Origin of the sequence: Spongiactinospora sp. 9N601 (assembly GCF_044326295.1) — a bacterium.
Classification (GTDB): Bacteria; Actinomycetota; Actinomycetes; order Streptosporangiales; family Streptosporangiaceae; genus Spongiactinospora; species Spongiactinospora gelatinilytica.
In genome coordinates this window covers 145,814-158,127 of the sequence record NZ_JBIRBB010000017.1, presented here as the reverse complement: position 1 = coordinate 158,127, position 12,314 = coordinate 145,814, and the positions used below count along the sequence as shown (strand labels likewise).

Genomic DNA, 12,314 nt, shown 5'->3' with positions numbered 1-12,314 from the left:
TGATCTCCCTGTAGGCGGCGATGGTGCCCGTGGCCGCAGGCGCGAGACCGGGCGGCCGCAGGCGTGACGATTAGCTGGCCCGCTGGGTGGGCCAGACGGGGGACGTGCCGTGACCGGTCGGGTCAATGGTCGGTTCACGCCTGTGACCTTGAGCTGACTGGACCGACTGAACCGACTGGAGCACAGTTGGCTCAGTTAGTTCAGTCAGATCGTCTCCCCTAGGCGAATGGCCCGACCCTTGAATCGACTGTGCGTCGAGGGGCAGCGACCAGTAAGTACGGCGCGGGAAGGTGTCAGTGGACGTGCTGTCCACCTGGGCCTTCTTGCGAGCGCGCTTGATCGCGGACTCACTGTGTCCGGCCGCCTTGCCCGCCGCCATGATGGCGTGGCTCTCGTCCACGCCAGCCCTGCCCCTCAGATGCGCGAGGAGCCATTCCGTCGCCTTGCCCACAGCCGTGGTCATGCCCTCCGCCTCGGCCGCCACGCTCCGACGGAGCGCGTCGGCGATCGTGCCCTCCACGGCCTCGCCCCACACGAGGCGGCCCGTATTCGCGGGTCCCTCCTCGGTGTCGATCGCATGGCCGACGATCGTGAACGAGAGCGTGGACAGGTCCGTGCGGCCGAGGTTGTTCTTCGGCGTGCCGAACAGACGACGCTGCTCGGTCTCATCGTCCGGATCTTTGATGACCGTGTGGACGGAGCGGGCGACGGCGGTGAACGCCTTCGAGGCCATCACCAGTTGCAGCGGGTCGGATGAACCGGACTTGTTGTGGTGCATCAGCCCGAGAACAGCCATGCGTACGCGATCTGCCAGGGCCACCAATGGCTCAAGGGCACGCCGAACGTCGGCGTCCTTATAGCTGTCCAGCGCACCATCCAGACGCGACATGAGCGGGTCGAGGATCATCAGCGCGGCCTCTACTTGCTCGGCTGCGGCCTCCACCCGGGCAGTGTCCTGTGGCAGTGAGAGGCCGACCGTGATGTCGTCAGCGGCCTTGATCTCGACGCGGAACACGCGGTCGAGGTCAGCCCCGGCTGCCATCAGGCGAGGCACGATGGTGTGCTCCCAGGAGTCCTCCGCCGCGCACACCAGCACAGCGCGCGGTGTGCCTTGGTACTCCCCCGGCAGCGCGCCTCTGGTGATCTCGGCGGCGATCGTATAGGCGAGCGTGGACTTGCCCAGCCCTTCGCCTCCCGCGAGCAGTCCTAGCGTGCCGAGTGCCAGGCGCCCCTTCCACAGCCACCGCACCCGGCGCGGCTTGATGGCGGACGCCGGGGTCAGCACGACCCGGCGCCCTACGGCCCGATCGTCGTCGGGCGGCTGCCCAGCGGGTTCGTCGGGGAACGGCACATCGCGGCGCTCCGCGCAGTCGCAGCCCTTCACCGGCAGGTCGGCGGGCTCGGCCAGGATCAGCTTCACACCGCCCTCAGTGAACGAGTCGAACTCACTCCCGGCGCTGTCACGATCCTTCCCCACGTTTTCCACGAACTCCGCCCGGATGAACGTCAGCGCGGCAAGCACGCCGGGGTGCCGGGACTCACCCGCGCGCAACAACGCCAGCACAGCGTCCCGCGTGCTGTCGTGGCGGCTTCCGGCCTCCCCTCGTGCCGCAGCCAGGGCCTTAGCCGCGCGTAGCCGGACCAGCGTGCACGGCTCCCTCGCCGGCAGTTTCGCCAACCAGTCCCGCACGTTCTGCACGCTCACCTGAACGCCGCTAGGTGTGCTGCTATTAGTGTGGCTGCGGCCATTCTTGTCGCCCGCGCCCGTGCTGCCGGTCAGCCCAGTGACCCACGCGTCCGGTAACGAAGGGATGTCGCCGAACTCGGGGATGCCGCAGGGCTGGCCGTCCGGTCCGAGCCACCGGTAGGTGTCGCCGGTGTCGGGATGGACACTCGGCCACACGATGGCGTACCGGATTCCGTGGTGGACGATCTCGATATCCGAGCCGGCCTTGCCCGGCCACATCAGCCCAGCCGGGACGCGGTACAGGCGGATACCCGAGACGCCATCACGGCGCGAGGTCGTGATATACGTCGGCGGCAACTCGCCCCACCTGGCCCTCAACGCGGCCAGCGTCCTCGCGCCCTGCTTGGGCGGGTATGCGTCCACGTCGATGCCTACGATGATCGGGGGCAAACGCAGCGCGATGTTACCGACCTGATGGTCCACGAGGTGACCAGTGTCCCGGTCAGTCGCGTTCCACCCCCTGGCTCGCCACACACGAATCTGATCGGTGGTGGGCATGGAAGGTCCTCTGCCGGTGCACCCACCGGGCGGAGGAAACTTCGCACCGGGCGGCAGAGGGATGGTACCGGTCCACCCGCGATTGCGATACTCCGAGGCATGGTCGAACGGCACCCCCGTCAGCAGATTCTCCGAATCGGGTTCCGAGACGCAACGCCTGGCGTTGCGCGGCCTGGGTCTCCGCATGCCATTCGGGCCGTCAACGGCGGCTAGGCTGGCGTCACGGATGGCGTTGGCTGCGGACCGGTCCTCCACACCTGGAGTCGGAGGTCCGGTCCGCTCCACGTCAGGCTGCACGCCTACGTGCCTCCCGCTCCTGCTTCGGCGGCGTCGTCGGCATGTTGCGCGCCCGGCGGTCGGCCTCTCGCAATATGGATGCCACCTTGTCCAGCACCACCGGGTCGGAGATGAGGAACGGGACGCCCTGGGCCTCACAAGATCGCCTGACCCACGCGCGCAGTTCCTCACGCGGCATCATCCGGCAGCCTCGAACAGGTCGTCGATGCGGCACGACAGTGCGTCGGCGAGGCGGCCGAGCCGGTCGGCGGACGGGGCGCAGTGGCCACGCTCGAACCGGAAGATGGCGTCAGGAGTGCAGTGGGCTGCGAGCCCTAGGGCGTGTGCTGACAGACGCGCGAACCTCCGCCTGTCGCGGAGGCGCGCGCCAGAAAATTGGCGCGCCAACGTGAACCTTTCCCGATATTTGAACGGCACGACTAATAGGGCCTAACGGCCCGGACGAGACCGTCCAGAAGACCTTTAATTGGTCCATGCATCGGGTGGGGTAGAGCAACACTCAGAGTACTAGACGTGCATCTACCTGCGCAAACAGCGCAAAAGTAGCGAGCCTGTCCGGGTTCCTCGAAAAGCGCGACTCAGTCAGCCTTTTCGTCCAACGTGCGGCGAGCAGCGTCTGTTACGGCGACTCACGCCTTCCAGACGATCTCGAACCGCTTCGGGTCGGTCCGCTTGCCAGGAGTGTTCGGCTTGACCTTGATGTGGTCGATCACAGCGCTGAGCAACGCTCGCCGCTGACCTATTGTGAGCTGCGCCCACTTGTCCTCGAAGTCGCCTTCCAACTGCTCCAGTACCACCAATATCGCGCCATTCTCGGAGCGTGCCAGCATGCGCCGTAGCTCCTCTCGCTTAGCATCGGCCACGCCCTTGGCCGCCTTCCACTCGGCGCGGGTGAGGACGCCAGCGCCATAGTCTGCGGCGATGTACTCCAGTCGCTCCTCCACCGCTCGCAGTGCCTGAGTCACCGCGTCGGCGTCCACGTCCCTGCGATACAGGCGGTCAACGAAGTCCGCCGACTCCAACCGCACCCCTGCGGCCTCGCGTACGTGCTTGTCCACGGGATCCATCGCGGCGGTGATCTTGCCGCAACCGCCGCGCCCATCGGGGCTGGGCGCGCAGATGTAGCGGGTCTTGCCCTTCTGCGATCCCTTGTCGTGGCGAATCCGCCCGACAAGGCCGTGGCCGCACCAGCCACACTTCAGGATGCCGGACAGGAGGTAGCGCCGCCCGGTCGAAGCACCGTTGGTGCCATGCGGGATGGAGAAGAACGCCCTGAGCCGGTCGGAGGTCTGAGCATCGATGATCGCGGGCCACTCGGCGGTATCGCAGACGATCTCCCCCATGAGCGCCCGCTTGGTCTCTCCCGATTTGCGGGGGCTGTACTCGCGGCGGCCGGAGATGCGCGCCGACGCCAGCACCGCGCGAAGCGTGGTCTGCGTGAACGGCTTGCCGTTCGTCGAGGTGATCTCTCTGTCAGCGAAGTCACGGACGATGGCGGACAGCTTCTCCCCTGAGAGCGCCCGGCGCGCGGCCTCGCGGACCACTTCCGCCTCCGGCTCGTTGATCTCCTCGCGGAGCACTCGCCGTGGCGGCGTGTCGTGATCGTAGATCAGGGTGTATCCGAACGGGCGGGTGCCGCCGCCGTTCCGCCGTCCCCGTTCTGCGGCCTGCACGCGGGCGCGTTGCTGGCGCTCGGCCTTGTGCTCGGCTTCCTGTCTGGCGGCGGCTCCCAGCATGCGCGCCACCATACGCCCTGACGGAGTCGAAAGGTCGATTTCCCCCGTGACGGTGGCCAGAGCGACATCGTGCCGGTCGTGGAGGTCGATCACGTCTTCCAACTCGCGCGGGCTGCGGGTGAGCCGGTCCACATGCCAGCACACGATGCCGTCGATCTCGTCCGCCCGTACATCGGCGAGAAGCCGCTCCCATTGCGGGCGCGGCTTCCCGGAGTAGGCGGACACGTCGTTGTCGGGATAGACATCGATGACATTCCAGCCGAGTCGCTCGGCTAAGGCCCGGCAGTCCTCTTCCTGGCGAGCTATGCCGAGCCCGGCACCGGTCCTGTCCTGCGAGATTCGAGCGTAGATCGCTACTCTTGATCGTTTTCCCACGGGTTACATACTTTCAGCCCCGTGCCGCCGATGCCGCAGTAGCCGTTGGGGTTGGCCTTGAGGTACTGCTGGTGGTAGTCCTCGGCGAAGTAGAAGGGGCCGGCGGGGGCGATCTCGGTGGTGATCTCGCCGTAGCCGGCGTCGGACAGGGTCTGCTGGTAGGTGTCGCGCGTGGTGTGGGCGGACTTTTCCTGGGCCGGGCCATGCGTGTAGATGGCCGAGCGGTACTGGGTGCCCACGTCGTTGCCCTGGCGCATGCCCTGGGTGGGGTCGTGGGTCTCCCAGAAGACCCGTAGCAGTTCCTCGTAGCTCACCTTGGCCGGGTCGAAGACGACGCGGACCACCTCGGCGTGGCCGGTGAGGCCGGAACAGACCTCCTCGTACGTCGGGTTGACCGTGTGGCCGCCCTGGTAGCCGACCACCGTGGTGATGACCCCGGGGATCTGCCAGAAGGCCCGCTCGGCCCCCCAGAAGCAGCCCAGCGCGACATCGGCGATCTCACTGCCCTCGGGGTACGGCGGGGCGAGCCGGGTGCCGAGGACGAGGTGCCGCTCGGGCACCGGGATCGGGGTGGGACGGCCGGGAAGCGCGTCCTGGGCGGAAACCATGGTGGTCTTGTCTCTGCCGAACAGCCAGCCCATCAGGGACCTCCTCATCCGTTGTCGCCCTACCCCAACCATCCGCGCGTCCCGGTTGTTCCTTGGCGTAAGCAGGACTTAAGCATCCCTACAGAACAGCTTATTTGCCCTAATGTCCGGTAAGGAGGGAAACTTGGCTACATGCCTGACGAACAGCGTGGAGTCCTCTATGGCGCGACCGCCTATGCCCTGTGGGGAGTGTTCCCGCTCTACTGGCCGCTGCTCGAACCGGCCAGCTCCATGGAGATGCTCGCCCACCGGATGGCCTGGTCGCTGATCGCGGTCGTCGGAATCCTCGCGGTCAGGCGGCACTGGTCCTGGGTACGGCCGCTGCTGCGGCAGCCGGGCCGGCTCGGCCTGCTGGCCCTGGCCGCCGTGCTGATCACCTTCAACTGGGGCACCTACATCTACGCGGTCACCACCGGCCATGTCGTGGAAAGCGCCCTGGGCTACTTCATCAACCCGCTGGTCAGCGTGATGTTCGGGGTGGTACTACTGCACGAGCGGCTGCGCCCTGCCCAGTGGGCCGCAGTGGGCCTCGGCACGGTGGCCGTGCTGGTGCTCACCCTCGACTACGGCAGGCTGCCGTGGATCGCGCTGGTCCTTTCGGTGTCCTTCGGCACGTACGGGCTGGTCAAGAAGATGGCGAACGTCGGCGCGGCCGAGAGCCTGACCGTCGAGTCGCTGCTGCTGTTCTTCCCCGCGCTCGGCTACCTGCTGTTCCTGCAAGGTCAGGGCGCCGGGACGTTCGTCGGCCACGGCTGGGGGCACACCCTGCTGCTGGCGACCTCAGGCATGGTCACCGTCGTACCGCTGCTGCTGTTCACCGCCGCCGCCATCCGGGTGCCGCTGACCGTGATCGGGCTGCTGCAGTACATCGCGCCGGTCCTGCAGTTCCTGACCGGCGTGCTGATCGTGCGCGAGACGATGCCCGCGGAACGCTGGGCGGGGTTCGCCATCGTGTGGGTCGCGCTCGGCATCTTCACCTGGGACGCGCTGCGCCAGGCGCGGCGCTCGCGGATCGCGGCGCAGGCCGTACGGCCTCAGCCGGAGCGGGCCACCACGTAGTCGCACAGCGACATGAACGCCTCCCGGGCCGGGATGTCCGGCAGCTCGGCCAGGTCGGCCCTGGCCCGGTCGGCCCAGCGGTTCAGCTCTGCTCTGGCCTGGTCCATCGCCCGATGGGAACGCAGCGCGGTCAGGGCCTCGTCCAGGCGCTCCTCGGGCACCGGGCCGGACAGCAGCTCGCGCAACCCCGCGTCCGCCGGGTCGTCGGAGGCGAGTACGTACAGCACCGGCAGCGTGCGGATGCCCTCGCGCAGGTCGGTGCCGGGGGTCTTGCCGCTCTCGGTCGTACTGGCGGCCACGTCGAGCAGGTCGTCGCTGAGCTGCCAGGCGATGCCGATGGCCTCGCAGGCGTCGTCCAGCCGATCGACGATCCGCGGCGGGGCCCCGCCGAGCAGCCCGCCGAACCGTCCCGAGGTGGCGATCAGCGAGCCCGTCTTGTCCGCCAGGACCTCGATGTAGTGCTCGATCGGGTCATCGCCGGGGCGCGGGCCCCTGGTCTCCCTGATCTGGCCCTGAACGAGCCGGGAGAACGTGGTGGCCTGGGTGCGGATCAGGTCGTTGCCCAGGTCGGCCAGCAGGATCGACGCCTGGGCGAACAGGTAGTCGCCGGTGAGGATGGCGATGGTGTTGTCCCAGCGCGCGTTCGCCGAGGCCGAGCCGCGGCGCATCCGCGCCTCGTCCATGACGTCGTCATGGTAGAGCGTGGCCAGGTGGGTCAGCTCGATCACCACCGCGCCGGGCACGACGCCCGCCGCGGCGGCGTTGCCGAACTGCGCGGCCAGCAGCACGAGCGTCGCCCGGAACCGCTTGCCGCCCGCCTCGATGAGGTGACGGGACGCCTCCGTGATGAAGGCGTCCTCGCTCTCCACCGCGGCGCGTAGCAGCTTTTCCACCTCGGCGAGGCCGCCGGCCATGTCCCGCGCCAGCCGTTCGTCGCCGATGGGCAGGTCCACAACGGGTGGCGCGGCCATAGTGATCCCCTTAACGAATGAACAATGTCGACGCGGCGTCCTCCGCCAGCCGGAGCACAGGCTCCGGGTAGATCCCGAGCACTACGGTAGCCGCTGCCGCGATGGCGACCACACCCGCGGTACCGACACTCGGGACGGCGATGGTCGGGCCGTCCGGCGCGGGCTCGCTGAAGAACATCAGCACGATCACCCGGACGTAGAAGAACGCCGCCACCGCCGAGCTGACCACGCCCACGATGACCAGCGGAACCGCGCCACCGGCGACCGCCGCCGCGAACACCGCGTACTTCCCGAAGAACCCCGACGTCAGCGGGATGCCCGCGAACGCCAGCAGGAAGAACGCGAACACGCCCGCCAGCGCGGGCGACCGCTTGCCGAGGCCCGCCCAGCGGGACAGGTGCCCGGCCTCGCCGCCCGCGTCGCGCACCATGGTGACGACCGCGAACGCGCCCACCGTGGTGATGCCGTAGGCCACCAGGTAGAACAGGATGCCCTTGAGCGACAGCGCGTTCTGCGCCTCCGCGCCGGTGGCGATCACGCCGGTGAGCAGGAAGCCCGCGTGCGCGATCGAGGAGTAGGCGAGCATCCGCTTGATGTCGGTCTGGGTGATCGCCAGGACCGCCCCGGCGACCATGGTCAGGATCGCCACGCCCCACATCACCGGACGCCAGTCCCAGTCCAGGTTGCCCAGCGCGACCCAGAAGACCCGCAGCACCGCGCCGAACGCGGCGACCAGCGTGCCGGAGGCCATCAGCGCGGTGATCGGGGTGGGCGCGCCCTGGTAGACGTCGGGCTTCCACGCCTGGAACGGCGCGGCGCCGATCTTGAACAGCAGGCCGACGCCGAGCATGCCCGCGCCGATCAGCAGCAGCGTGTTCTGGCCGCCCACCGCGCCGAGCGCGTCGCTGATCCCGGCCAGGCTGACCGTGCCGGCGAAGCCGTACACCAGCGCCATGCCGTACAGGAAGAAGGCCGAGGAGAACGCGCCGAGCAGGAAGTACTTCACCGACGCCTCCTGCGACAGGAGGCGGCGCCTGCGGGCCAGGCCGCACAGCAGGTACAGCGGCAGGGACATGACCTCAAGGGCCACGAACATGATCAGCAGGTCGTTGGCCGACGCGAACAGCATCATGCCGCCGATCGCGAACAGCGCCAGCGGGTAGATCTCGGTGTGCGCGCCGCCCGCGGCGATCGCGTCCTCTTCCTCGGGCGTGCCGGGTACGGCGGCGGCCGAGGCGACGAACTCGTTGTCGTCGTTGATCAGCAGCACGCTGATCACCGCGAGCACCAGGATGACGCCCCAGATGAACAGCGCGGGGCCGTCCACCGCGATGGCGCCCTCGGCCGCGGCCTTGGTCGGCACACCCTGCATGACCACCGTGAGCACCAGCGCGAACGCGCCCACCAGGCCGAGCAGCGTGACCGGCATCTGGAGCGACTTACGCAGGTAACGCGGGGCGAGCGCCTCGATCAGCACCCCGACGATGGCCGCGCCGAAGACCAGGAGCAGCGGGCTGAGCTGCCCGTACTCGATCGTCGGCGGTTGGATGCCGTTCAATTGCCGGCCCCCTTCTCCTCTGCCTGGCCTACGCCCGCGACGGGCGGCTGGTCCTTCACACCCACGCTGGTCAGCGTGTGCTGCACGGCCGGATTGATCACGTCGAGGACCGGCTTGGGGTAGAAGCCGAGCCCGATGATCAGCACCAGCAGCGGGGCGATCACCAGTTTCTCCCGAACGTTGAGGTCCTTCATCCCCGAGACCGACTCGGCGGTGGGCCCGTTGGCGACGCGCTTGTACATCCACAGGATGTAGATGGCGGCCAGGACCACGCCGGTGGTGCCGATGATCGCGGACGTGACGAACAGCACCTCATCGCGCTGGTAGGTGCCGATCAGCACCATGAACTCACTGACGAACGACGACAGGCCGGGCAGCGCCAGACCGGACAGACCGGACACCAGGAACGTGCCCGCCAGCACCGGCGCGATCTTCTGCACCCCGCCGTAGTCGTCGATCCTGGCCGAGCCCCTGCGGTAGATCAGGAATCCGGCGATCAGGAACAGCGCGCCCGTGGAGAACCCGTGGTTGACCATGTAGAGCGTCGCGCCCGCCTGGGCGTTGCTGGTCATCGCGAACACGCCCATAGCGATGAACCCGAAGTGCGAGATCGACGTGTAGGCGATGAGCCGCTTCATGTCGGTCTGGCCGATTGCCACGATCGCGCCGTAGACGATGCCGATCACCGAAAGAATGATCACCAGCGGGGTGAAGTCCTTCGCCGCCTGCGGGAACAGCTCCAGGCACAGCCGCAGCATGCCGTACGTGCCGACCTTGTCCAGCACGCCGACCAGCAGCACGGCCGCTCCGGCCGGGGCCTGCGCGGCGGCGTCGGGCAGCCAGGTGTGGAACGGCCAGAGCGGCGCCTTGATCGCGAAGGCGATGAAGAAGCCGAGGAACAGCCACTTCTGCACGCCCGGGTCGGTGACCGCCCCGATCAGCTCGGGGAACATGAACGTGTTCTTGCCGGCGATGACGTACAGCGCGATCACCGCGACCAGCATGAGCAGCCCGCCGAACAGCGAGTACAGCAGGAACTTGACCGCCGCGTAGGACCGCTGCGCGCCGCCGTAGGACCCGATCATGAAGTACATCGGGATCAGCATGGCCTCGAAGAACACATAGAACAGGAAGACGTCGGTCGCCGCGAAGACGCCGATCATCATCGCCTCGAGGACCAGCAACAGCGAGAAGTAGGTCTTCACCGACCGCTTGGGCGGGTTCTCCGCGCCGGTGCCGTCGGCGTCGTGCCAGGAGGCCAGGATCACGATCGGCACCAGCACGGCGGACAGCGCGATCATCACCAGGGCGATGCCGTCCACGCCGACGCCGAAGTGGACACCGAAGGACGGGATCCAGGAGTAGGTCTGCTCGAAGGCGAAGCGCTTGCCGCTCTCCAGCGGGAACTGGAAGGCCATCGCCAGGGTCAGCGCCAAGACCACCAGCGACACCGCGAGGGCGAGCTGTTTGGCGGCCTTGTCGCTGCCCTTGGGCAGCGCGGCCACGCCGACCGCGCCCAGCACGGGCGCGGCGATCAGTATCGGAAGCCAGGGCATCACAGGTTCCCTACAAGGAGCAGAGCGCCGGCCACCACGGCAGCGCCGAAGAGGATGGACAACGCGTACGATCGGGCGAATCCGGTCTGGACCCTGCGCAGCCGTCCCGAGGTGCCGCCGATGCCCGCGGCCAGGCCGTTGACCAGGCCGTCCACCCCGCGGTTGTCGAAGAACACGGCGAACCTGGTGAGCCACTGGCCGGGCCGCATGAACAGCGACTCGTTCAGCGCGTCGCCGTACAGGTCACGCCGGGCGAAGGTGGTGAGGAAGGAGCCGCGTGGGGCGGTGACCGGGACGGGGACCCTGCCGTACCGCAGCCAGGCGATGGCCGCGCCGACCGCGACCAGCGCCAGCGTGGCCAGGCCGGGAACGGTGAATGGGTCGAACGCGGGCGCGCCGCCCTCCGGCATGCCGACGGCGGGGCCGATGAAGGTCATGAACCTCCCGCCCAGGACCAGGTAGCCGCCCAGGAAGATCGACCCGATGGACAGCAGGATCAGCGGGATCGTCATCACCGCGGGCGACTCGTGCGGGTGCGCGTCGTCGGCCCAGCGCTTCTCCCCGAAGAAGGTCATGAAGACCATCCGGGACATGTAGAAGCCGGTCAGCCCGGCGCCGAGGACGGCCAGCCAGCCGAGCACCTGGTTGTGGTGGATCACCGTCTCGATGATCCCGTCCTTGGTGAAGTATCCGGACAGCAGCGGGAAGCCGATGATCGCCAGGTAACCGATGAGGAACGTGTAGAACGTCACCGGCAGCGCCTTGCGCAGCGCGCCGTACCTGCGCATGTTGACCTCGTCGTTCATGGCGTGCATGACCGACCCGGCGCCCAGGAACAGGTTCGCCTTGAAGAAGCCGTGCGTGATCAGGTGGCCGATGGCGAAGGCGTAGCCCACCGGGCCGAACGCCGCGCCCAGCATCATGTAGCCGATCTGCGACATCGTCGAACCGGCCAGGCCCTTCTTGATGTCGTCCTTGGCCATACCGATGATGGCGCCGGCCAGCAGCGTCACCGTGCCGACGATGGCCGCGACCAGCGCCGCGGTGGAACCCTCGGGGAAGAACATCGCGCCGGAGCGGACCACCAGGTAGACGCCCGCGGTGACCATGGTCGCCGCGTGGATCAGGGCCGACACCGGGGTCGGGCCCTCCATGGCGTCCAGCAGCCAGGACTGCAGCGGCACCTGGGCCGACTTGCCGCACGCGCCGAGGAGCAGCAGCAGGCCGACGGCGGTCAGCACGCCCTGCTCGGGCTTGAGGGTGCTCTCGAAGACGCCCTGGAAGGTCACGCTGCCGAAGGTCGTCCAGATGGTGAAGATGCCGATCGCCAGGCCGAAGTCACCGACCCGGTTGACGATGAACGCCTTCTGGGCCGCGGTGGCCGCCGAGGGCTTGTACTGCCAGAACCCGATCAGCAGGTAGGAGGCCAGGCCGACGCCCTCCCAGCCGATGTAGAGCCCGACGTAGTTGTGCGAGAGCACCAGGAGCAGCATCGCCGCGACGAACAGGTTCAGGTAGGAGAAGAACCTGCGCCGTCCGGGGTCGTGCGACATGTAGCCGATCGAGTAGATGTGGATCAGCGAGCCGACCCCGGTGATCAGCAGGGCGAACGAGATCGACAGCGGGTCGATCAGCAGGCCCATGTCCACGAGGCCGGGGATGAACTCGAAAAGCCCGACCGCCCTGCGCCGCTCGTTCTCGGGAAGCCCGATCAGCTCGAAGAACGTGACGACGGCCACCACGAACGAAGCCAGCGACATGGCGACGCCGAGCAGATGGCCCCACCGGTCGGTACGGCGTCCGCCCAGCAGCAAAATCGCGGCTCCGAGCAACGGAAGCGCGATCATCAGCCAGGAGGCCCCGATCACTC

10 protein-coding genes are annotated in these 12,314 nt (G+C 68.1%); 1 reads left to right on the top strand and 9 read right to left on the bottom strand.

The features are described 5' to 3' along the window. Positions 1-70: 70 nt before the first annotated feature. From ACH34R_RS34150 to msrA, 5 genes are all read right to left on the bottom strand, one after another. The gene (locus ACH34R_RS34150; RefSeq protein ID WP_397565734.1) at positions 71-2,431 is read right to left on the bottom strand and encodes an AAA family ATPase; all 2,361 of its coding nucleotides are present in this window, start codon (positions 2,429-2,431) and stop codon (positions 71-73) included. 100 nt (positions 2,432-2,531) lie between these two features. Further along, positions 2,532-2,723, bottom strand: coding sequence for a hypothetical protein (locus ACH34R_RS34145; RefSeq protein ID WP_397565676.1), 192 nt, complete (start codon positions 2,721-2,723; stop codon positions 2,532-2,534). After that, on the bottom strand, positions 2,720-2,959 hold the full coding sequence (locus tag ACH34R_RS34140) for a helix-turn-helix domain-containing protein (RefSeq protein ID WP_397565675.1): 240 nt from the start codon (positions 2,957-2,959) through the stop codon (positions 2,720-2,722). Before ACH34R_RS34140 ends, ACH34R_RS34145 begins: the two co-directional genes overlap by 4 nt. A gap of 212 nt (positions 2,960-3,171) precedes the next feature. Further along, positions 3,172-4,653, bottom strand: coding sequence for a recombinase family protein (locus ACH34R_RS34135; protein ID WP_397565674.1), 1,482 nt, complete (start codon positions 4,651-4,653; stop codon positions 3,172-3,174). Further along, positions 4,632-5,294, bottom strand: coding sequence for a peptide-methionine (S)-S-oxide reductase MsrA (gene msrA, locus ACH34R_RS34130; protein ID WP_397565673.1), 663 nt, complete (start codon positions 5,292-5,294; stop codon positions 4,632-4,634). The genes ACH34R_RS34135 and msrA overlap by 22 nt, the downstream gene beginning before the upstream one ends. A gap of 138 nt (positions 5,295-5,432) precedes the next feature. Here msrA and rarD point away from each other — a divergent pair, with 138 nt between their 5' ends. Next, positions 5,433-6,359, top strand: coding sequence for an EamA family transporter RarD (rarD, locus tag ACH34R_RS34125; RefSeq protein WP_397565672.1), 927 nt, complete (start codon positions 5,433-5,435; stop codon positions 6,357-6,359). Here rarD and ACH34R_RS34120 read toward each other — a convergent pair. Genes ACH34R_RS34120 through nuoL form a run of 4 tightly spaced genes read right to left on the bottom strand, consistent with a single transcriptional unit; the run spans position 6,335 to position 12,291 of the window. Further along, positions 6,335-7,330 (bottom strand): polyprenyl synthetase family protein, encoded by a 996-nt coding sequence (locus ACH34R_RS34120; protein WP_397565671.1) that lies wholly within the window; start codon positions 7,328-7,330, stop codon positions 6,335-6,337. The genes rarD and ACH34R_RS34120 overlap by 25 nt on opposite strands. A gap of 10 nt (positions 7,331-7,340) precedes the next feature. Then, positions 7,341-8,888 carry an NADH-quinone oxidoreductase subunit NuoN gene (nuoN, locus tag ACH34R_RS34115; protein WP_111165447.1) on the bottom strand — a complete coding sequence of 516 codons (1,548 nt, stop codon included), beginning with the start codon at positions 8,886-8,888 and terminating at the stop codon, positions 7,341-7,343. Continuing rightward, the gene (locus ACH34R_RS34110; protein WP_397565670.1) at positions 8,885-10,444 is read right to left on the bottom strand and encodes an NADH-quinone oxidoreductase subunit M; all 1,560 of its coding nucleotides are present in this window, start codon (positions 10,442-10,444) and stop codon (positions 8,885-8,887) included. The genes nuoN and ACH34R_RS34110 overlap by 4 nt, the downstream gene beginning before the upstream one ends. Then, positions 10,444-12,291 (bottom strand): NADH-quinone oxidoreductase subunit L, encoded by a 1,848-nt coding sequence (gene nuoL, locus ACH34R_RS34105; protein WP_397565733.1) that lies wholly within the window; start codon positions 12,289-12,291, stop codon positions 10,444-10,446. The genes ACH34R_RS34110 and nuoL overlap by 1 nt, the downstream gene beginning before the upstream one ends. Positions 12,292-12,314 lie beyond the last annotated feature (23 nt).

Bases quoted from the DNA above. Each gene is read 5' to 3' on its own strand.
- ACH34R_RS34150 (WP_397565734.1), bottom strand. From the start codon at position 2,431: ATGCGGAGACCCAGGCCGCGCAACGCCAGGCGTTGCGTCTCGGAACCC.
- ACH34R_RS34145 (WP_397565676.1), bottom strand. From the start codon at position 2,723: ATGATGCCGCGTGAGGAACTGCGCGCGTGGGTCAGGCGATCTTGTGAG.
- msrA (WP_397565673.1), bottom strand. From the start codon at position 5,294: ATGGGCTGGCTGTTCGGCAGAGACAAGACCACCATGGTTTCCGCCCAG.
- rarD (WP_397565672.1), top strand. From the start codon at position 5,433: ATGCCTGACGAACAGCGTGGAGTCCTCTATGGCGCGACCGCCTATGCC.
- ACH34R_RS34120 (WP_397565671.1), bottom strand. From the start codon at position 7,330: ATGGCCGCGCCACCCGTTGTGGACCTGCCCATCGGCGACGAACGGCTG.
- ACH34R_RS34110 (WP_397565670.1), bottom strand. From the start codon at position 10,444: ATGCCCTGGCTTCCGATACTGATCGCCGCGCCCGTGCTGGGCGCGGTC.
- nuoL (WP_397565733.1), bottom strand. From the start codon at position 12,291: ATGATCGCGCTTCCGTTGCTCGGAGCCGCGATTTTGCTGCTGGGCGGA.